Here is a 20,787-nt window from a genome sequence, read left to right on the forward strand (position 1 = left end):
TTTTCCATATCTACAGCAAAAAATCCGCCATCACAGTATTGCTTACATGAATGCCATGTCTGGAAAGGAAAATCCGCCCATTTTCTTCTTGCAGCAAAGCAAGTTCTTTATATCTGCGGATCACATCCCCATAAATCTCCTCTATAGGGATACCAAACCTCTTTGCGAACTCAGCCTTTGAAATACCCGATCTAAGCCTTAGCCCAAGAAACATAAATTCCTCCATCTGCTCCTGACGGGTCAGCTTGATCAAATCTTTCCTGATATTGTCAGGAAAATCCGGCTTTCTGCTGGCTGTTGTATACCTTTCCAGAGAGGTTGTATTGGTAAATCTACAGCCATCCATCAGAGAAGCTGCCCCCAATCCCAAGCCGAGATAAGAAACACCTGTCCAGTAACCAATATTATGGATACAGGCTTTGCCGCCTTTGGCATAATTGGAAATCTCATATTGTTCAAAGCCATATTCCCCAAGAATACGTGCCGTATCTTCATACATCTGATACTCGGTGTCTTCATCTGGAAGCGCCAGATTTCTTGCAGCAAAAGGTGTCCCTTCTTCGATGATCAGACTATAAGCCGAAATATGTTCCGGATTTAAGGCTGCTACAATGCGCAAGCTCTTTTCCCAGCCATCCCTTGTCTGGCCCGGAATCCCAAACATCAGATCCACATTTACATTGTGAAAGCCTGCCTCCCTGGCCATCTGATAGCTTTCCAGAAACTGTTGGTAATCATGGATCCTGCCCAAACTGGCAAGTTCTGTGTCATCCGGTGACTGAAGTCCCAGACTTAACCGGTTCACACCATTTTCCCTGCAGATCCTCAGTTTTTCCAAGGTAAGCGTACCAGGATTGGCTTCCATGGTTACTTCTGCTTCTTTTTCTATATAAAAACATCGATACAAGGCCTTTAATATCTTCTCCAGCAGATCTGCTTCTAATATAGAAGGCGTCCCTCCCCCAATAAAAACAGAGGCCACAGGTTCTTTACGCCTGCCGCCTTCTGTCTGGATTTCATGTAGAAGTGCCTGTACATACTGTTCCTGTGTATCCCTTCCTGCCGGGGCAGAAAGGAAATCGCAATAATCACATTTCTTCACACAGAAAGGAATATGAACATATAGTTCTATTTTTTTATTCTGTTCCATCTGTACTGCCGTCTCCATTTGTACCTGAAGTATCGCTGTCCTCTCCGCTGCCATTATTATCTGCGGCACTGCTGTTATCTGCCTTTGTGCTGCTGCCATTCCCTTTCTGTACCAGATATTCATTGACCATGGTAACATTGCCATTGGTAACAGCTGCATCACTGCTTACCTGCCTTGGAACCTCAGTCGGCGTGGGAGACGGAGCCACGGTAATGGTCATAACCCCCATGGAGCTTTCATCCTGGGTTCCGGCTGGCTTCTTGCTGCAGGCACATTTCCCGACAAAGATCACGATCACCAGCAGACCTACAGCCATGATCCCGCCGCGGATCCACAGCTGCCGGTTTCGCCTTATGCTCTTTTTCACCGAATATGAAATCCGTTTCAGGATTTGCAGGATTTTTTCTTTCATTAGTATTCCTCCAGAGCCTTAATTCTCATCCAGCTTTAAAACACTCATAAATGCTTTCTGCGGTATCTCTACATTTCCTACCTGACGCATTCTCTTCTTACCTTCCTTCTGCTTTTCAAGAAGCTTCTTCTTACGGGAAATATCACCGCCATAACACTTGGCAAGCACATCCTTACGCATGGCTTTTACTGTCTCTCTTGCAATGATCTTACTGCCGATAGCTGCCTGGATCGGGATTTCAAAAAGCTGTCTTGGAATCTCGTCCTTCAGCTTTTCACACATCTTCCTGCCTCTCTCATAAGCAGTATCTGCATGGACAATAAAGGATAATGCGTCCACTTCTTCTTTATTTACCAGGATATCAAGCTTCACAAGCTCACTTCGCTCATATCCGCAAAGCTCGTAATCCAGGGAAGCGTAGCCCCTGGAACGTGATTTCAATGCATCAAAGAAATCATAAATGATCTCATTCAGCGGCAGCTTGTACTTCAAAAGTGCCCTTGTCTCCTCCATATACTCCATGCCGCCGTACTGTCCGCGGCGTTCCTGGCACAGATCCATGATCGCACCAATAAACTCCGTAGTCACCATGATCTCAGCCTGAACCATTGGTTCTTCCATAAACTCGATCTCCGATGGATCTGGAAGATTAGTTGGGTTGGTCAGATCGATCACCTCTCCGTTGGTCTTATGGACTTTGTAAATAACACTGGGCGCAGTTGTAACCAGATCAAGATTATATTCTCTTTCCAGACGCTCCTGGATGATCTCCAGATGGAGCAGTCCCAGGAATCCGCAGCGGAATCCAAAGCCCAGGGCAACAGATGTCTCAGGCTCATAGAACAAAGATGCGTCATTCAGTTGCAGCTTTTCCAATGCATCCCTCAGATCTCCGTATTTGGCTCCGTCAGCCGGATACAATCCGCAGTAAACCATAGGATTTACTTTCTTATATCCGGGCAGTGCTTCCTTACAGGGACGGTTATGATCTGTCACTGTATCACCAACACGGGTATCCCTTACATTCTTAATGCTTGCAGTAATATATCCTACCATACCTGCACTCAGTTCTTCGCAGGGAATAAACTGCCCCGGTCCGAAATATCCAACTTCCACAACCTCTGCTGTAAAACCGGTAGCCATCATACGGATAGTAGTCCCCTTACGCACACGCCCGTCCATCAGACGGCAAAATACAATAACTCCTTTATAGGCATCATAAACAGAATCAAAGATCAACGCCTTCAGCGGTGCATCCGGATCTCCCTCAGGTGCAGGAATCTTCTCCACAATACTCTCCAGTACCTGGTCCACATTCAGTCCTGTTTTGGCTGAGATCTTAGGTGCATCCTGGGCTTCAAGCCCGATCACATCCTCGATCTCATTGATCACACGCTCTGGCTGGGCACTTGGCAGATCGATCTTATTGATCACAGGGATCACCTCCAGATCATGATCCAGCGCCATATATACATTGGCAAGTGTCTGTGCCTCGATCCCCTGTGCTGCATCTACCACAAGGATCGCACCATCACAGGCTGCCAGGCTTCTGGAAACCTCATAGTTAAAATCCACATGCCCTGGTGTATCGATCAGGTTAAAAATATACTCTTCTCCGTCTTTTGCTTTATATACAATACGCACTGCCTGGGATTTGATGGTAATGCCCCGCTCACGTTCAAGGTCCATGTTGTCAAGAACCTGCGCCTGCATCTCACGTTCTGTAAGAAGGCCGGTCATCTCAATGATCCGGTCTGCCAGTGTGGATTTCCCATGGTCTATATGTGCGATAATACAAAAATTCCGTATCTTACTCTGGTCTGTCATTCCAGACGATCCTCCTCTTTTTTACGCTCTTTTTTGATTATATCACAGCTTCTGCTTATTTGTCACTGCCTTTTAAAACCCGATTCAGAATATCCCCCAAAGGCTCCATGGCGTTTTTCACCTCCTGTACAGTGTTGGTCTGCGCCCCTGCTTCCACCAGCAGCGCCCTTGGTCTTAAATGCAGATTATACCGCAGCCCTGCCAGATAAATACATCTGTAAAATCCAGGATAATATTCTGCCGCTGTATACTCCAGTTGAAAAGAAAAAGCCAGATTCTCTTCGATATATGGATTTGGCAGATAGCTTATTTTCCCCTGATTTACAGTATAGCTTAAACCGTTATAAAACATGATCTGTGCTGTATCCCTGCCTCCGATTTTTGTTACCAGCCTTTTCCCCTCCGGCACCCCATCTCTGTGAAGATCGATCAGAACCTGAACTGTTGGATTCTCCTCCAGCACTTTTTCCACATATTCTCTGGCAAAATCGTATGCCCGGCTTCTGTCGATTTCTCCGCCTATCACATCAAAATGCTCCCTTACATGGATTACCTGATAGCCATACTTTTGCTCCAGGATTTCTGTCAGATAATCTCCTACTCCAACCACTGTATCTGCTTCTTCTCCTGTTCTTGAATCCGCAAAGGTTTCCTGGGAATGGCTGTGGTAAATCAATATCTGCGGCTGATCTTTTTCCGGCTTAAGTGTCATATCCTTTGCCAGATATTCGGCTGCATTCAGGGAAGCCGCCTCTGCTGTTGTAGCTGCATCTACCACAAAAAAATGTTCCAAAAGATAATTTTTATCTGCCAGCTTTTCCGGTGAAAGGTCGATCACAGGATGGGGCTGCACAGTTTCTGCCACCTGCGGGGAATCTGTCATCTGCGGAGGTTCTGTAACCTGTAATTTATCTGTGATTTGGGGTTTCTCCGTCATCTGTGGGAACTCTGTTACCTGTGGTTCCTTTGTTATCTGTGGAAACTCTGTTACCTGTGGTTCCTTTGTCATCTGTGGAAACTCTGTTACCTGTGGTTCCTTTGTCTGCTGTGCCTGAGTTGATTCCAGTAGTTGTCCCACGTATTCTGCATTTTCTTCTATCAATTTTTCTTCTGTCCGCCAGTCTGCTTCCAAATATGTATCTCTGGCTTTTTGTTCTGCAAAACGATAAATAGGAAACTGCCGGTATATATTTTCCAGACGGGAAAAAGGCTCTGGCATTACTGCCAGAACCAGAAAGAAACACAGACATAAAATAACGCAGAACCCCTTCTGGAATTTTGTCACCGAACCACCTCTTTATGCTATCCTATGAAGCAAAATCGGCAGTTATGATTTTCATCTTTTATTCCTGCTGTGCAAAAGCCATATTCAGTCCTTCAGAAATGGTAAATCCCAGATATCTTACAGTTTCATCCACATCCTTGGGCGTTACAAACATGGTATGGAGATGAGGCGAAATAATTTCTTCCAGAAATTCCTTCTGTTCTGTTTCTTCCAAAGTCTCCAGCAGATGAGACATAGCATCGTAAACAATCGTGGCTGCATCCACAACAGTGGGAACACCGATCCCGATCACTTTCACATGAAGATTTTCTTTTGAAAGCCCCACTCTGTGATTACCTACTCCGGATCCCGGACTGATTCCGGTATCTGTGATCTGAATCGTCCTGTTAAGTCTTTTCGTGCTTCTTGCTGCCAGTGCATCAATTGCGATCACCACATCCGGATTTGTGGCCGATACGATTCCCTGGATGATCTCCCAGGTTTCCATACCTGTCTGGGCCATCACTCCTGGAATGATCCCACTGATCCTATGCAGCTTTTCATTTTTCAGTCCCATCAGTCCGTATTCCCTGATAATATGCCTTGTCATATGAAGATTTCCCACCACCTGCGGACCAAGAGCATCTGCTGTAATGTTTTGATTTCCCAGGCCTACCACCAGAATGGACTGCTCTTTTTTCAGATTGATCAGCTGAGTCAGATGGGCTGCGATCTCTTCTGACACTTCCCTGTGATAACCTTCGTCCGGCGAAGACAGATTAGGTGCTTCTATAGTAATGTAGTTGCCCTGAGGACGTCCCATGGCCTTTGCTCCGTTTTCCGTAAAAATCTTTACAACCGTTGTCCGGATTTCCTTTTCCTGGTCATAGGTTTCCTTCACTTCCACTCCCCGCAATTCCACATTTTTTTCATCAAACCGTTCTCTTGCCTCTAATGCCAGGTCCGTGCGGATCTTATAATCGCCCAACATGCACTCCTCCTTTGAAATATCTTTGATTACGGTTCTACCGTCTTTCATTCACTTACGGTCAATCCACCATATGGATCCAGACCTTTTACAGTAGCCATCATACTATATTTTTTCTCCTTTTTCCTGAATTATGTATTGACATTCCATGGTAAATATACTAAACTATATAAGCATGTTTCATAGAGGCGCCCGTGTCTGTTTCTATGAAAGAAAATATTTTCACGATTATCTAGGAATTGGAGGTGTACGAATTGGCTAACATTAAATCCGCAAAGAAAAGAATTTTAGTTACAAGAACTAAAGCTGCGAGAAACAAATCCATCAAATCTGCTGTTAAGACTTCCATCAGAAAGGTAGATGCAGCAGTCGCACAGAAGGACAAAGCAGCAGCAGAGGCAGCACTTACAGAGGCTATTTCTACTATCAGCAAAGCAACATCTAAAGGTGTTTACCACAAGAACAACTGCGCTAGAAAAGTTTCCCGTTTAACAAAAGCCGTTAATAGCATCGGTTAATAGAGAATTTTATTTTTAGTTATAAGCTTATAAGTGAAAATATGGCAGTCGCACCGTCAGCGGCTGCCTTTTTCAGTAGGAGAAACTATTTTGAAAAATATTCAGGAAGATATTAAATCAGGCAATTTCAAACCTGCATATCTGCTTTACGGAGCCGAAGCCTACCTGAAGCAGCAGTACAAGCACAATCTGGTAAAAGCACTGAACCCTGATGGGGACACCATGAATTTTACCCGTTTTGAAGGAAAAGGGATTGAAATAAAAGAATTGATCGACTTATGCGAAACCATGCCTTTTTTTGCTGACCGGAGAGTGATCCTTCTGGAAGATACCGGATTTTTCAAAAACAAATGTGACGAGCTGGCAGATTATATGAAATCCCTGCCTGATTATCTCTGTCTCATATTCGCAGAGTCCGAAGTAGATAAACGAAGCCGGATGTACAAGGCGGTCAAAGCTGCTGGCCGGATCTGTGAATTTCTCCCACAGGATGAGAAAACCCTGATGCGCTGGGCTGCCGGCCTTCTTGGCAAAGAAGGAAAAAAGATCACCCAGCGTGACATGGAACTGCTTCTCACAAAAACAGGAGCTGATATGGGGAATCTCCGCATGGAACTGGAAAAGCTGATCAATTACACCAGTGGCAGGGATGTTGTTACAGCAGCTGATATTGAGACAGTGTGTGTGACGCATACCCAGAATAAGATCTTTGATATGGTACAGGCAGTAGCCGATAAGAACCAGAAAAAGGCTCTTGATCTTTATTATGACCTGCTCACCCTGAAGGAACCTCCTATGCGGATCCTGTTTCTTCTTGCGAAACAGTTCCGGCAGCTTTTTCTAGCAAAACAATTTGTACAGGAAGGGCTGGCACAGGCAGAAATGGCTTCCCGCCTTGGTGTCCCGGCCTTTGTTGTCCGGAAGATCCTTGCCTGCGCCCGGTCCTATTCCCTGGATGAGCTTCAACAGGCAGTAGCTGATTTTGTAGATGCAGAAGAAGCTGTTAAAACCGGACGTCTTCAGGATACCTTAAGCGTAGAACTGCTGATCGTAAAATACAGCTGCGGCATCAATTAACAAATTTAGGGAGGATGTGACTCAGTGCAAGTCACACCCTCCCTGTTTTAGAACTGCCTGCTTTCCGGCAGCCCTTACTTGTGAGTAATAGTCTGTTTATTATTATTCAGCTGCAGGAAAATTGAAATAGCTGGTTGTATAATCCATCATCAGTTTTTCCAGATCTGTCAGTTCATCTTCATGTGTACTGATTCCGTCTCCTAACTGAATATATCCCATATTTTCATCTGCCACTGGCCAGTATGCAAGTCCGTCTCCATTCGGATCTCCGGTTTTGATAAAGTTTGACCAATACTGATTCATTTTTTCTGCCAGCTCATAATCCCAGTCAGTCCACTGTCTTACCGCCGGAACACCCTCACGCAGAGAATTAAACGCATACCACATTTCACCTGTATGCCATGCCCACTGGTTAGCCCAGCCTCTGTCCGTTCCTAAATCTGTAATGCTCTCAGGTGTAGCGTGGCTGAATAAGTATGTATAGTTTGCAACTTTTCCATCTGTTCTTTCTGACATCATTTTTCCGTACAGTCGATTAACCATAAGGCTTCTGCTGACATTTGTGCCAAGACCATAAGTTCCTAACTGACGGCTGATCATAGCAGCTGTACTGTCATCAACTTTTACCAGATTTTCAAAATCGTACTGGTCATACAAATCACCAAGAGCTTCTTTATATTGAGCATAGAAATCATCTGCTGTGGATACCTTCGGATAGCTTCCCTCGCCAAGATTTGTTCCGGACAATATAGAAACCTCATCAAAAGCTCCGTCATTAATAGAATCCTGAATGCTTTCATAGGTGACATACAAACCATCCAAATTCATGCTTCCCGGATAATTGGAGCTAGTACTGTCGATCAGTTTTTCAGCATCCACGTTTCTCAGATCCTCAAGTGTGGCACTTTCATCAAGCCCCAGATCTCCCAGATATGCAGTTCCTGTTTCTTCAGCACTTTCCTGAGTCTGGAATTCCATATTGTACTTTAAGCCGCTTTCCAGGATCAATTTATCAACTTTCACATCCATTTTAGGAGAAGCAGTCATTGCCATTGCCTTCGTGGTACCGCCGGATTGTCCGCCAACAGTTATATTCTCAGGGTCTCCACCAAAGTTAGCTATATTCTCTTTGATCCATTCCATTGCTTTAATCTGGTCCATCAGACCATAATTTCCGCTCTGCCCCTGTTCCTCAGTAAGCTGTGGCAATGACAGATACCCAAAGACGCCAAGACGCTGTTCCACTGTTACCACAACAATTCCATTCTTTGCAAAAGCTTCTCCGTTTCCTTCCGGCTCAAAGGTATAGCAGCTGTTCAGTCCACCTCCATGGAACCAGACATATACCGGTTTCTTTTCTGTAGAAGAAAGTGAATCTTCTGTTGTCATTACATTCAGATACAGACAGTCTTCACTCATTTCAGGAACTCCATCGTAATAAATATCCGATTTATATGGTTCCACCTCTGCTCCACCCAATACCTGCATAGGAATATCTTTGTAAGTGTCGCACACAAGTACATCATCCCATTTTTCCGGATCTACAGGTGCTTTCCAGCGCAAATCACCCACCGGCGGTGCTGCATAGGGAATTCCACGAAACTCTACAACATTCTCATAAGTTTCATCCGTACTGTTGATACCTTGAACTTTTCCGTATGCTGTTTCAACAATATTCTTTTCATTTTCCTCTGCATACACATGAACACTTCCCAAAAGTGTGGAGCAGGCCAATAATGCAGCCACTGCGATTATTCTTTTCTTCATATAAACAGAACCTCCTTTTTGATAAAATCATTTTAGGATTTCAAAAAGACAAACGCTATAAATTATTTTCTTTTTGAATATCACTTTTTTGATTTTTCTCTTTCCAGAGCAGGATATTCTGAATACATCATGCCACAGGATTCTCAAAAAATCTGAGACTGTTTATATTGTAAAAAGCTATATTAACCCCAATTATTATCAGAGCAGATAAACCGGCAGGTCCTCTGCGATCTTTACAGGCTTTCCCTCTTCTGCCGGCCTGTTGCCTGAAAGAAATTTTAACTGTATTTCCTGGGAATCCATAGGCGTTACCACAGACTGTGTTACTTCCTTTGGTGCTGCCTTTGCAGCAGCTCGCCCTGTTGTTTTCCCGGCTGCTGTTTTATTTGCTGTTTTTGTTGCTGCTTTTGTTGTTTTTGCTTCAGCTGTGTTTTTAGCTGCTGCCCTTTGAATGCTTGCTTTACCTACTGACACGATCCATTACCTCCTCTGCAAGTTCTGTATATTCTTTTGCACTTCTGCTGCTTTTCTTAAACTCTACCACCGGGGCACTGGCATCCTGTGCCCACTCAATGGAGCTGTCCACCCGGATCACAGAATCCAACAGCCGGATCCCGTCCATATCCTTTAAGGTCTCCAGCGTCTGTTTAAAATATGCTTTTCTTGTGTCTGCCTTGGTGATCACGATCCCCAGCACCTGAAGCTCCGGTGCGATCTCCTTTACTTCATCCAGAAAATCAAACATATTGGCCAGCCCAAACATCCCCCACGGGCTTGCCTCTACCGGTACAAGCACCCGATCTGAAGCACACAAAATATTCATCACCCAGCCTCCCAGTGTAGGTGGTGCATCAATCAGGATATAATCATAAGTCCCTGCTGCTTTGATCTTCTGCAAACATTTTTTCAGGATAAATTCCCTCTGCCATTTTGTAAAAAGCTCATACTCAATGGAACTCATCTGGGTAGAAGAAGGGATCAGATCTAGCCCCTCATATGGGGTATGCACAATGTAATCCGTCAGATCCTTCTGCCCCCCAATAGCATGGTATAGATTCATCTCACCTGCTGCCATTTCCAGTACTTTTTCCTCTGAGAAAAAGGACAGGGACAGATTCAACTGCATGTCTCCGTCCACCAGCAGTACCTTTTTTCCTGCCCGTGCCATTGCTGCTCCCACATTGGAGCATGTGGTGGATTTGCCGCTTCCTCCTTTGTTGTTGGTAAAACATATGGTAACTGTTTTCTTCATGGCCGCCCCTCTTCCCTCTTTTGTATGCCGGACACCACCGGCCTTTGAAAGCATTATAATATATCCTGTTGGCAAAAACAAGGAGTGGCAGCTATAACTTGCTACTTAAAAAACCTTCCATTTTCACATGTTTCCCATCTGTGTATACAGTCACTGCACCGCTTATCATGGTATATGCCACCTCACATCCATGCTCTCTCAGACGCTGGATCGTTTCCGGCGAAGGGTGTCCATAGGTATTTGTTTCCGAGCAGGAAATCACTCCATTTTCAGGCTTTATCTTTTCCAGAAAAGCGCTGCAGGTAGAATATTTTGACCCATGATGTCCTACCTTCAGAAAATCCACATCCTTCAGATATGGAAGCAGATCTTTTTCTGTTTTTTCACCGATATCACCTGTAAAAAGGCCGGAAAATCTTGCATATTCAAGCTGTATCACCATGCCATCCTCATTTACGTTTTCTCCTTTTGCCCCATCTTTCGGTGCCAGGAAACAAAGCTTCATTTTCCCGGACTGGAGAATATCTCCTCTCTTTACAGTATGGATCTGGACGCCTGCCTGTCTGCCCAGTTTCTCCAGATTATTCCAGTTTTCCGGAGGATCCTGCCATTTAGGCAGATACAGACTGCTTACATATACCGAGGTCAGCCCCTGTGCCTGCAATTCCAGGATTTCCCGAACTCCGCTGATGTGATCCTCATCAACATGAGATATAAAAATCCCATCAATCCGGCTGATTCCCCTTGACTTCAAAAAGGGAAGCATCTGATATCTGCCAGTACTGGTTTTACTGTTGCTTCCTCCATCAATCAGGTAGTTTTTCCCTTCCGGCGTCTGGATCGCAATTCCATCTCCCTGCCCCACATCCAGACAAGTGATCTGCAGGTAGGCTGAGGGCCAGACTCGGATCACCAGGAGACTGACCACTACTCCTGCTGCCAGAATTGCCCGGTAAACTATTCCTGAAATTTTTATCATTCTCAGTGGCATTTCTTCATATTTTTCTTTATATCCGGTTCGCCATTTGCCTTTCTTTGAATATAAGAAAAGGAGTGTTCCCAAGATCAAATAGTACAGTACAATCTGCCACAGCTTTGGCTGGCCTGCCACCCAGGTAACAGGAATTCTTAGATTTCCTATAGACAGACTGCCTGCTGCACCACATAGCATTTCATAAAGCCATAACAGGAATTTTCCAGGGAAAATCAGTATTTTGGCGCCTGTCATCCAGAAACAGCCCACCAGCATTCCTGCAAGACCACTGACCAGAACCACCGCTACTGACGGAATCACTAACAGGTTCAACATCAATCCAGCCACAGAAACCTCCCCAAAGAAATAAAGGCTCACCGGAAGCATAGTCAACTGCACTCCCAGCGAGGCCAGAAACATGGCCGTTCCCTTTTTGCAAACTGCTTTTACCTTTCTGTTTACCGTCTTTCTATTTTCCGTTTTTCTGTTTTCTTTCTTTCCCCTTTTGTCTGCCTTCTTTTCCAGATAAGAAGAAATGATCCCTGCCCCGAACACTGCAGAAAAGGAAAGAAGAAAACCGCTGCTGTACAAATAAGCCGGCGATTCCAGAAGGATCAGTACTGCAGATGCAGCCAGTGCTGTAGGCAGATCATAGATCCTGCCAAGAATCCTCGCCCCTGCAGCCATGAGAAACATGCACACAGCCCGCATAACAGACACGCTGCCTCCTGTCATCATCCCATACTGGATCATAAAAACCAAGGCGATCATACCGGCAGTCCAGTTTCCCAGATAACATTTTTTCAAAAACCGGTAAAAGCCCATACCGATAATACTGATATGGAGTCCCGAAATCGCCAGTATATGCAGTATCCCGCCCATTTGGTAGCGCAGCTTTGTTTCATCCTCCAAACCGGTTTTATCCCCCAGCACAATGGCCTTTAATACTTCTCCTTCTTTTCCTGCGGCCTGGTACAAAATATCCCCCAGATACTGCTGCAGATCCACCAAAAATTGTCCATAAACAGAATAACTGGATGATTTTTCCTTGATCACAGCTTTCTTCATCACATAATAGATATGCTGGCATGCATAATACTGACGGCTGTCAAACTCTCCAGGATTTCGTTTGCCCTGGATTTCTTCCAGCCTTCCTTTTACACGAACCATCATCCCTTTATACAGGACATCCTTATCTGTATCCACAGATACTCCACACTTATCCCCCAAACCCTTATCTGCATTCACAGAACTTCGTCCCTTTACAGAGGACCTGACATTCGCCACAGACTTGGCTTTAGAAAATGTTTCCTGATTTTTCAAAAAGACTCTTACATTTTTTATTGGAATTTTCTTAGATTGATAGATAAAATAGACATCTTTAAGATAGACTGATTTTGAATTTTCACTTTCTGCGCACCGTTCCACCTCCCCGCAGATGGTGGTCCCCGGATGCTTTTTTAAATATTCTGAAACAGATTTCGGCAGAGGATTCCCCCTGATCAGGGGCATCCCCAGCAAATCTGCCATGGCCATCGCCAACATCAGGAGAAGGCACGCAAGACATAAGGGACGTCTTGCCATCCATTTCCTCCTTACTCTTTGTCCTGGATCAAATCAGTATTCCAGCCAAAGAAATTATAAAGAGAGGTATTCTCTCCAAAGCTTACATCATCCTGTCCGTTCAGGCTGATCTGAACTTTGTCTGCATCCACAGCAGCCAGTACGGAATTAACTACCGAATAAATAATTGTTTTCTCCGGAATATCAAGAGCTGCATCAGAAAACGCCTGGCTGAAGTTCACATAACATACACGATCAGAAGTTGTTACAGACATAACCTCTGTATTCTCCGGAAGAGTAGGATAATGTCCTTTTTCCATAGGCCCCTTGATCAGCTGCTCCAGGATCACCCGTTCCCTTGGAAGACTTCGCTTATAATAAACGCTTCTTTCTTCCTCAACCAGTTTTTCCCCTGTGCTGTCAGTAAAATACAAGGTAAAAGTATCATACCGGTAAGCATCCCGATCATCCCCCCACAGTTCCACAAAACTGGAATTATCCATGGTGCCTATTGGATTTCCTTTAGAATCTGTAAGCTCTGTATTTCCTACATAGAATTTCACACCGGAAATCCCCGGAACCTGAAGAAAGCTTCGTACAACTCCAGCCCGTACCAGAATCTCCCTGGTACTTCCCATACTGGTATATCCACTATTAAAATAAACAAGCAGGGATGTATCGTCCAGCACACAGGACTGTATCTGTACTTCTTTTGGGAAAAGCGCTTGATAATCTCCGCTGGTTTCTCTGTCATTCAGCTTCTGCTCCAGCTCATCGATCATATCCTGGGGACTTTCCTTCTCAGGCACATAACTTTCTCTCTGCAGCTTTGTTTCTTCCTGATTTGTATAGTAAAAATAATATTGATTGCCTCCGCTGTCCTTAAGGCCAGACTGTCCTGTATCAGCGCAACCGCCAAGAACTCCTGCAATCAGCGCCACACTCAGCAGCAATATAAGTAACTTTTTCATCTGGTGCCTCCTAAGGAATATATGACAACGGGATACGAACGGTAAAGGTAGTTCCTTCTCCCTCTTTGCTGAATACCTTAATGGTGCCATGATGCATGGCTATGGCACTTCTTGTAATGGCAAGTCCAAGACCTGTACCGCCAATCTCCCTGGAATGGGACTTGTCCACACGGTAGAACCTTTCAAAAATACGGTCAATGCTATCCTCAGGAATGCCCATGCCGGAATCTGCCACTGTCACATAAAAATATTTATGGTCTGCGTCCAGCGTTACCCTTACCCATCCGTCATCCACATTATATTTGATGCCATTTTCCACAAGATTGGTCACTGCCAAAGTGAATTTCACTTCATCCACATCAGCTTCTACTGGCCTGAAGCAATCAAGGATCAGGTCAATATTACGTCTGTCTGCAATGGGCCGAAGCCTCTTCAGGATATCCTCCAGTAACTGATTGATATCCATATGGGAAATATTTACATCTGCTGCCTTTTTGTCCATCTTTACAAGGGAAAGAAGATCTGTGATGATCTTATTCTCCCTATCAATCTCCGCAGTAATATCCCCCATAAACTCCTGGTAAAGTTCTTCTGGCACACCGCTTTGCCCTACAAGGGAATCAGCCAGCACCTTCATGGAAGTTAAAGGTGTCTTTAACTCATGGGACACATTGGATACAAATTCATTTCTGGACTCATCCAGGATCTTCATCCTTGCCAGCATCTTGTTAAATGCATCTGTGATCAGCTTTGTCTCTGTATAATCCGGAACGGAGATCTCATCATTCTGATATCCGTCTGTCAGATCTTCTATAGATTTGGTGATCCTCGCAAAAGGTTTTACAAGAATAGTGGAAAGTACATAACCAAGCAAAATGGCCAGTGCTACTATGAACCCGATGATCAGGATCTCCCTCTGCTCCAGCTCATCAATGGTAGAAGCGATCTCATTGGCTGAAACGCTTACCAGAAGTACCCCTTGCAGCTGCTTCACTTCAGGACTTTTTACCGGAACAACCATCTCTATCGACCGGTTCTTACGATTATACCAGCTGACTTCATCCCCTTTAAAGCAACGGATGACCATGGATGAAAGCAATGTCTTCCCTTCATCTATGCCATACGTATCCTTTACGATCCTGTAATCCCTGTCAACCAGCAAAAGTCTGCCGCTATATACATTAGACAACAACTCCAGCTTGCTGTTCACTACCTGAGAGCTGGAGTCATTAATATAATTCTCTTTGATTAACAGGTTGCACAAAATGTCACATTGATTCTTCACATTCTCAGTACGGAGAGCAATGGCCCGATCCGCATAGGTATTGATCACAATCTGTGTAACTATAACACTTGGCACGATTCCCAGAATGATCAGGATGATCAGGATACGAAAACGCAGGCTTTTAAAAAAGCTTGTCTTTGGCTTGTTGATCATAGCTTAAGCCTGGAAGTAATAACCCACACCCCATTTGGTGTGTACGTATTTCGGCTCACTGGGATTTGCCTCAATCTTCTCTCTAAGACGACGGATATGTACATCGACAGTACGCACATCTCCAGGATACTCGTATCCCCAAACAATATTCAGAAGGTTCTCACGGCTATAAACCTTGTTGGGATTAAATACCAGAAGCTCCAGAACATCGAATTCCTTTGCTGTAAGGTTGATCTCACGGCCGGCAATAAATACCCGGCGGCTTTCGCAGTCCATCTTAAGGTCTCCCACCTCAATGGTCTTTGCCTTTTCTTTTTCTTCATGATTGCTGCCTGCTCTTCGCATAATTGCTTTGATCCTGGCCTTTACCTCAAGAATGTTAAACGGCTTTGTAATGTAATCATCAGCACCATACTCCAGTCCCAGGATCTTATCCATGTCCTCTCCTTTTGCTGTAAGCATCACAATCGGAACATTTGAAAATTCCCGGATCTGCTGGCAAACCTCAAGTCCGTCCATCTTTGGAAGCATCAGGTCTAAAAGAATGATATCGTATTTCTTTTCCTTGGCCTTCTCTACAGCTTCCTCACCATCATAGGCGCAGTCCACTTCCATACCGTCCTGTTCCAGGCTGAAGCGGATACCCTTGACGATCAGCTTTTCATCATCTACTACCAATACTTTCCTGCTCATGTATATTCTCCTTATTCTCGCCTGCCATCCCTTCTCAACTACACACAGACGATATTAATCTACGGAAATCCTGTCTTTGATCCTGGCAAAAACACCTTCCTTGATCCCTTCCACATTCATGATCTCTTCAATGGAAGAAAATCCTCCTTGATCCTGACGATATGCAAGGATGGCATCTGCCTTGGAACTTCCCACACCAGGCAGTGTGGTCAGCAGCTCTTTATCTGCTGTATTAATATTAACCTTCCCTGTACCGGTGCCCTCTGATACCTGTCCTGTACCCTCTGACGTCTGTCCTGTTACAGATGACTGTGTACCCAGATCCCATAAATTTCCTGCATTGCCACCCGCGCCATTTCCAGCTGCCACATCTTCTGCTTCCTGCACAGTAGGAACGTACACCTTCTGTCCATCTGAAAGCTCTGCTGCCTGATTCAGACACACGGGGGCAGCTTCCGTTGTGCATCCTCCTGCTGCTTCTATAGCTTGAAATATCCGGCTGCCTGCATCCAGACAGTATACTCCCGGACTGACCACAGCACCAGAAACATCCACATAAATCTCTTCCGGTTCCTGAGAAACTTCTGCAAGTACAGCAGATTCTGTGATGGCTGCCTCCGAAACAGGAACCTGTGTATTTGCAGTCTCCTGGTCGGTGATCTGAGATTCTTCTTCATCGGCCATCTCCTGGGAACCCTCCTGGAAAAGATCATCTCTCCTGCTGCATCCTGTAAGTACACAGCTGATGAAAATCACACTGAAAAAAAAGCAGAAATATTTTCCCGGTTCTAAAGGTTTTCTTTTCATTTTCGGTTCTCCTCCCATAACAAAGCATGGCAGGCTCCCCGCTACTCATTCTTATTTTAACGAAAGATCTGTACTTTTACAATACCAATCTCTTAATTTTGCCACTTAAAAATAACGATTCCGGCTGCACAGATCAGCATTCCCATAATCTTTCTCCACTCAAAAGGCTGCTTTTCCACACCAAATATGCCCAACAATTCAATCATATATGCAACTGCCAGCTGAGATACAACAATCACCATAACTGCCTTAGCCGGACCAAGGGCTCCCATACTCTGGATCACGGTCACTGTAATAAATGCTCCGATCACGCCTCCAAGAAGCATATATTTAGGACTGACCTGCCACAAAACCGATACACTGTCTCTCCCCGAAAAAAACCATGCTGCCACACATACCAGAAATGCTGAAAGCTGCACCCATCCGGTAGATACCCAAAGGCTGGATTGTTTGGTGACTTCTGTATTAAATACCCCCTGTATACTCATAAGTGCTCCTGACAACAGTGCTGCAAGAAATCCCCACATATTCCTTCCTCCACAGATCTTTAATGAAAGGGATGTCTGTAAAATCTTTTAACAGATTAAAACATCTGCGTGATCTTTTACAGCATCCCCTTTCATGACTCTGTTATCAGGATATGCTTATTTCAGCAATATATACCTTACATTTTCATATTTTTTAATGCAGTTGTGATCTTCAGAGGATTGCCATAATGAAGGGTCCCATACCGGAACAGTTTAGCAGCCAGCACTCCGGCCAATACGCAGGAAGCAACCAAAAGTCCACCGGAAAGGATAATCTCCCAAGCTGCCACACTGCCCATAGCCACACGGATGAACATAGCATTTCCGGAGGTAAATGGTATAAATGAAGCTACTTTGATCATAAGCCCGTCACAGTCATTCATTCCGAAAATAGCTGCCAGGAAGGACATCACATAAAGCATTGTCACTGGTCCGGATACCTTGCTGATATCCTCTGTCTTGGAAACAAGTGCTCCAAGTGCCCCAAACAAAAATGCGTATAACAGATAACTTGCAATTGCAAAGAATGCATAAGCAACAAATACTCTGGCCGGAATATCAAACAAAGGATCCAGGATCCCGCCCCACTTTTCCTTAACAGCTGCGTATGCTCCAAATGAACCACCAAGGATCACCAATGCCTGGACCAGGCCAGCAAGCGCACCTGCCAAAACCTTGCCAAAGATCAAACTGTTAGAATCTACACTTGTTACCAGGATCTCAATAGCACGGTTGCTTTTTTCGGAGGTAACGGATGTTGCGATCATCTGTCCATAAAAAATGATCAGGAAATATACAAGGAACACCAGGATATAAGTATATCCGTAATTGGATGCACTGTCTTTTCCCAAAATATCTGTAGTAACATTTATATTTATGTTTTCAGCAGCTGCAATCTCTTCCTCTGAAAGTCCTTTTGCCATCAGATACTGCTGTGTCTCATAAGCCTCCAGTGTACTGACAAAGGCATCCTGATAGCTGTCATACAGTTCCTTATTATTTACCACATAGGAAACATCTGAAAGACTGTTCAGGATAAAACCAGCCTGAACCTCCTGGTCCTTTACAGCCTTTTTCAGACTGTTCTCATCCTGATATGTTTCCCAATTCGCCCACATACCTGAAAGCAGGCTGTCTACGTCTGTAATCTGATCTGTCTTCACACAAATACCCAGTGTATCTGCCTGTTCACCTGAATCGGTGCTGCTTTCAGAAACTTTATCGTCTCCCAAAAGCCCCGGAACCATAGTTGGAACAATGATCACACCCATAAGCACCAGGGTAAGAAGTATCGTAGCCGTCAGAAACCCTTTACTTTTAAAGTAATTGTTTAGCTCAAACCTTAATATAGTCCAAAATTTTTTCATGCCTCGTCACCTGCTTTCTCCACAAAAATGTCGTTCAAAGACGGCTCATACATGCCGAAAAATTCCAGATCCACATCTTGCTCTACAAGCCTTTCCAGGATCTTAAGCTTTGCATCTGAAGCTTTTTTCCTGATGATCAGACGATCCTTCTGTACCTTTTCTACTTCAAGAAGATCAGCAAAAGTATCACGTAACCTGTGTGCCAGTTCCTCTAGTGTTTCTTCAAGACTGGATACCACCAGGCGGTCCCGCCCAAACTCCCTTTTGATCTCCTTCAGTTCTCCGGACAAAACCACATCCCCATGATTCAGGATGGCGATCTGCTGGCAGAATTCCTCTACATAACTCATCTGATGGCTGGAAAAGATCACCAGCTTTCCCTGCTGGATCTGTTCACTGATCACATCTTTCAGGATCTGGGAATTTACCGGATCCAACCCTGAAAAAGGTTCATCCAGGATAATGATCTTTGGATCTGTGATCAGGGTCTGCGCCAGCTGTACCTTCTGCTGATTTCCTTTGGAAAGAGTTTCCAGCTTCCGGTTCTCATACTCTGATACTTCCATTTTCGCCAGCCATTTTTTCATATTTTCCTTGGCTTTCTTTGCGCTTAGGCCACGAAGCATTCCAAGATATATCAGCTGTTCACTAACGGTTTTCTTTGGGTATAATCCTCTCTCCTCTGGCATATATCCAATCTGGTGCTTTGCCGGGTCAAATGGCTTGCCATCCAGCAGAACTGCCCCTGCATTTCCCTTAAATACGTTCATAAGAATACGGATGGTGGTTGTTTTCCCGGCTCCGTTCCGTCCCAGCAGCCCCAGTGCATTTCCGCTTTCCACAGAAAAAGAAATTCCATGCAGCACTTCATTTCCGCCAAAGCTTTTTCTAAGATCTCTTACTTCCAGTTTCATACGTAATCTCCTTTTCCGGGCCGATCATCTGCCCTGTTTACTCTTTGAAGCTTATATCTATCTGATCCATCAGTTCTCTTTCAGACTGAATATCGGATTCATATGGATATACTTTTGCCTGTTTTTCAAACCTCTTTCGAAGCTCCTCTCCCTTTTCCGTGTCCTGGTCCTTTAAAAGCGCAAGTCCATACTGGGTGCGTGTCACAGACAGAAGACTTTTCCCAAAGGCTTTCATAAACTTCTGCTGTTCTTTATCCAGAAGTCCATCCAGAGCTTCTTCATTTCTCTCTCCCAACAGCTGGCACAGAATCCCATCACAAGCTAACAGCTTTCTGTGCAGGTCAATGATCCCGTTTTCAGTGTGCAGCAGCTTTTCTATCTGATGATCTGCTTCTTCAAATCTATGTTCATCCATCAGCCGGTTGCATACAAAAACCCCAATTGTAGCAGACAAAGGATTTTGCATATCTTCATCTGACGGCATCTGAAACCATTCCTCCGGCAGTTCTTTCAGCCTTCTGCCTCTGGAAACCTCCTGGTTGATCTGCATCTGGATTCTAAAAGCCTGTAAAGCCCCTGGAAACTTTCGGATCGTCCAGGCATTATAACCATCATTAGGCATTCCCCCCATAACTGCAGGAATCCCATTCAAAAGTATAAAAGCGCACCCCATTAAGGCAATGATCAAGAGGCATTCTGCTGCATATGGATGCGGCTTCCAAAGTGCCAGACCGATCACAAAACAGATCAGGGACACCAGAAAATTCATCAAAACACCACCCAGATTGTACAACACATACGGCATTTTCCCATTGATCAGTTCCGGTGGATCCAACAGACACTGCCCGGCCGTCCCCTGGATATGCAGCTTCTTCCATCGAAGTCCCTGCTCTGTTTTTAACAGGATCCTGCTCCCGATCCTGAAAGAATTAAACTTATATCCGGTGAGCATGCCGAATACCAGATGACCTCCTTCATGTACCAGAATATGTAAAAACATACCAGCATAAATTGCCCCCAGCACGATTAAAATATTCAGCACAAATGTCCACATACCCCCATTTCTAATACTGTCGGTTTTATCCGCTATCTTAACCATCAAAAGACCGCCTGCTGCACCCACAGCAAATCCAAGCAATCCACCTACAAACGTAGACAGCCATTTCTTTTTATTTTTCTTTTTCATTCCTTTTTCCTTCCTACAATATATTTATGGTTAATACCCATGATTGCCGCTTATCGAAGCTTCTCTCCCTTTTTCATCATACAACCTTTACAG

The 20,787-nt window shown here is 44.6% G+C and carries 19 protein-coding genes; 2 read left to right on the forward strand and 17 right to left on the reverse strand.

Annotation, left to right across the window (positions count from 1 at the left end; translation table 11 throughout):
• Positions 1 to 10: 10 nt before the first annotated feature.
• From hemW to gpr, 5 genes are read right to left on the reverse strand one after another with little or no spacing between them, the layout of a single operon-like run.
• A complete protein-coding gene (hemW, locus tag AB5916_RS09970; protein WP_368190609.1) occupies positions 11 to 1,150 on the reverse strand; it encodes a radical SAM family heme chaperone HemW in 1,140 nt (379 codons plus the stop codon).
• Positions 1,137 to 1,562, reverse strand: a complete 426-nt coding sequence (locus tag AB5916_RS09975; RefSeq protein ID WP_368190611.1) for a hypothetical protein — start codon at positions 1,560 to 1,562, stop codon at positions 1,137 to 1,139. The genes hemW and AB5916_RS09975 overlap by 14 nt, the downstream gene beginning before the upstream one ends.
• 18 nt (positions 1,563 to 1,580) lie before the next feature.
• A complete protein-coding gene (lepA, locus tag AB5916_RS09980) occupies positions 1,581 to 3,389 on the reverse strand; it encodes a translation elongation factor 4 (RefSeq protein ID WP_158421395.1) in 1,809 nt (602 codons plus the stop codon).
• Positions 3,390 to 3,444: 55 nt separating this feature from the next.
• Positions 3,445 to 4,674, reverse strand: a complete 1,230-nt coding sequence (locus AB5916_RS09985) for a stage II sporulation protein P (protein ID WP_368190614.1) — start codon at positions 4,672 to 4,674, stop codon at positions 3,445 to 3,447.
• 58 nt (positions 4,675 to 4,732) lie between these two features.
• Entirely contained in the window at positions 4,733 to 5,644 is a 912-nt protein-coding gene (gene gpr, locus AB5916_RS09990; protein WP_158421394.1) for a GPR endopeptidase, read from the reverse strand.
• Between the two features lie 251 nt (positions 5,645 to 5,895).
• On the opposite strand from gpr, the gene rpsT reads away from it, so the two are divergent.
• Together rpsT and holA are read left to right on the forward strand one after the other, a co-directional pair.
• Positions 5,896 to 6,159 carry a 30S ribosomal protein S20 gene (gene rpsT / locus AB5916_RS09995; protein ID WP_368190615.1) on the forward strand — a complete coding sequence of 88 codons (264 nt, stop codon included), beginning with the start codon at positions 5,896 to 5,898 and terminating at the stop codon, positions 6,157 to 6,159.
• Between the two features lie 90 nt (positions 6,160 to 6,249).
• Positions 6,250 to 7,236, forward strand: a complete 987-nt coding sequence (holA, locus tag AB5916_RS10000) for a DNA polymerase III subunit delta (RefSeq protein ID WP_368190617.1) — start codon at positions 6,250 to 6,252, stop codon at positions 7,234 to 7,236.
• 102 nt (positions 7,237 to 7,338) lie between these two features.
• Here holA and AB5916_RS10005 read toward each other — a convergent pair whose 3' ends face one another.
• From AB5916_RS10005 to AB5916_RS10060, 12 genes are all read right to left on the reverse strand, one after another.
• The gene (locus AB5916_RS10005) at positions 7,339 to 9,003 is read right to left on the reverse strand and encodes a carboxylesterase/lipase family protein (protein WP_368190618.1); all 1,665 of its coding nucleotides are present in this window, start codon (positions 9,001 to 9,003) and stop codon (positions 7,339 to 7,341) included.
• Positions 9,004 to 9,201: 198 nt separating this feature from the next.
• Positions 9,202 to 9,477 carry a hypothetical protein gene (locus tag AB5916_RS10010; RefSeq protein ID WP_158421390.1) on the reverse strand — a complete coding sequence of 92 codons (276 nt, stop codon included), beginning with the start codon at positions 9,475 to 9,477 and terminating at the stop codon, positions 9,202 to 9,204.
• Complete coding sequence (locus AB5916_RS10015; protein WP_158421389.1) at positions 9,464 to 10,255, reverse strand: ParA family protein; 792 nt, start codon at positions 10,253 to 10,255, stop codon at positions 9,464 to 9,466. The genes AB5916_RS10010 and AB5916_RS10015 overlap by 14 nt, the downstream gene beginning before the upstream one ends.
• A 91-nt stretch (positions 10,256 to 10,346) precedes the next feature.
• On the reverse strand, positions 10,347 to 12,812 hold the full coding sequence (locus tag AB5916_RS10020) for a DNA internalization-related competence protein ComEC/Rec2 (protein WP_368190620.1): 2,466 nt from the start codon (positions 12,810 to 12,812) through the stop codon (positions 10,347 to 10,349).
• A gap of 11 nt (positions 12,813 to 12,823) precedes the next feature.
• On the reverse strand, positions 12,824 to 13,762 hold the full coding sequence (locus AB5916_RS10025; RefSeq protein ID WP_158421387.1) for a GerMN domain-containing protein: 939 nt from the start codon (positions 13,760 to 13,762) through the stop codon (positions 12,824 to 12,826).
• Between the two features lie 10 nt (positions 13,763 to 13,772).
• A complete protein-coding gene (locus AB5916_RS10030) occupies positions 13,773 to 15,200 on the reverse strand; it encodes a cell wall metabolism sensor histidine kinase WalK (protein ID WP_158421386.1) in 1,428 nt (475 codons plus the stop codon).
• 3 nt (positions 15,201 to 15,203) lie between these two features.
• The gene (locus AB5916_RS10035) at positions 15,204 to 15,893 is read right to left on the reverse strand and encodes a response regulator transcription factor (RefSeq protein WP_173727245.1); all 690 of its coding nucleotides are present in this window, start codon (positions 15,891 to 15,893) and stop codon (positions 15,204 to 15,206) included.
• Between the two features lie 54 nt (positions 15,894 to 15,947).
• Positions 15,948 to 16,700, reverse strand: a complete 753-nt coding sequence (locus tag AB5916_RS10040) for a helix-hairpin-helix domain-containing protein (RefSeq protein ID WP_368190622.1) — start codon at positions 16,698 to 16,700, stop codon at positions 15,948 to 15,950.
• 92 nt (positions 16,701 to 16,792) lie between these two features.
• Positions 16,793 to 17,227: a DMT family transporter gene (locus AB5916_RS10045; RefSeq protein WP_158421383.1), complete on the reverse strand. Its 435-nt coding sequence runs from the start codon at positions 17,225 to 17,227 to the stop codon at positions 16,793 to 16,795.
• Between the two features lie 137 nt (positions 17,228 to 17,364).
• The gene (locus tag AB5916_RS10050; RefSeq protein WP_368190623.1) at positions 17,365 to 18,594 is read right to left on the reverse strand and encodes an ABC transporter permease; all 1,230 of its coding nucleotides are present in this window, start codon (positions 18,592 to 18,594) and stop codon (positions 17,365 to 17,367) included.
• Complete coding sequence (locus AB5916_RS10055) at positions 18,591 to 19,508, reverse strand: ABC transporter ATP-binding protein (protein WP_368190625.1); 918 nt, start codon at positions 19,506 to 19,508, stop codon at positions 18,591 to 18,593. Before AB5916_RS10055 ends, AB5916_RS10050 begins: the two co-directional genes overlap by 4 nt.
• A 37-nt stretch (positions 19,509 to 19,545) precedes the next feature.
• Positions 19,546 to 20,694 (reverse strand): site-2 protease family protein, encoded by a 1,149-nt coding sequence (locus AB5916_RS10060; RefSeq protein ID WP_368190627.1) that lies wholly within the window; start codon positions 20,692 to 20,694, stop codon positions 19,546 to 19,548.
• Between the last annotated feature and the right edge of the window lie 93 nt (positions 20,695 to 20,787).

Source organism: Blautia sp. 1033sp1_1033st1_G9_1033SCRN_220408 (assembly GCF_040929965.1).
Taxonomy (GTDB): Bacteria; Bacillota; Clostridia; order Lachnospirales; family Lachnospiraceae; genus Blautia_A; species Blautia_A ammoniilytica.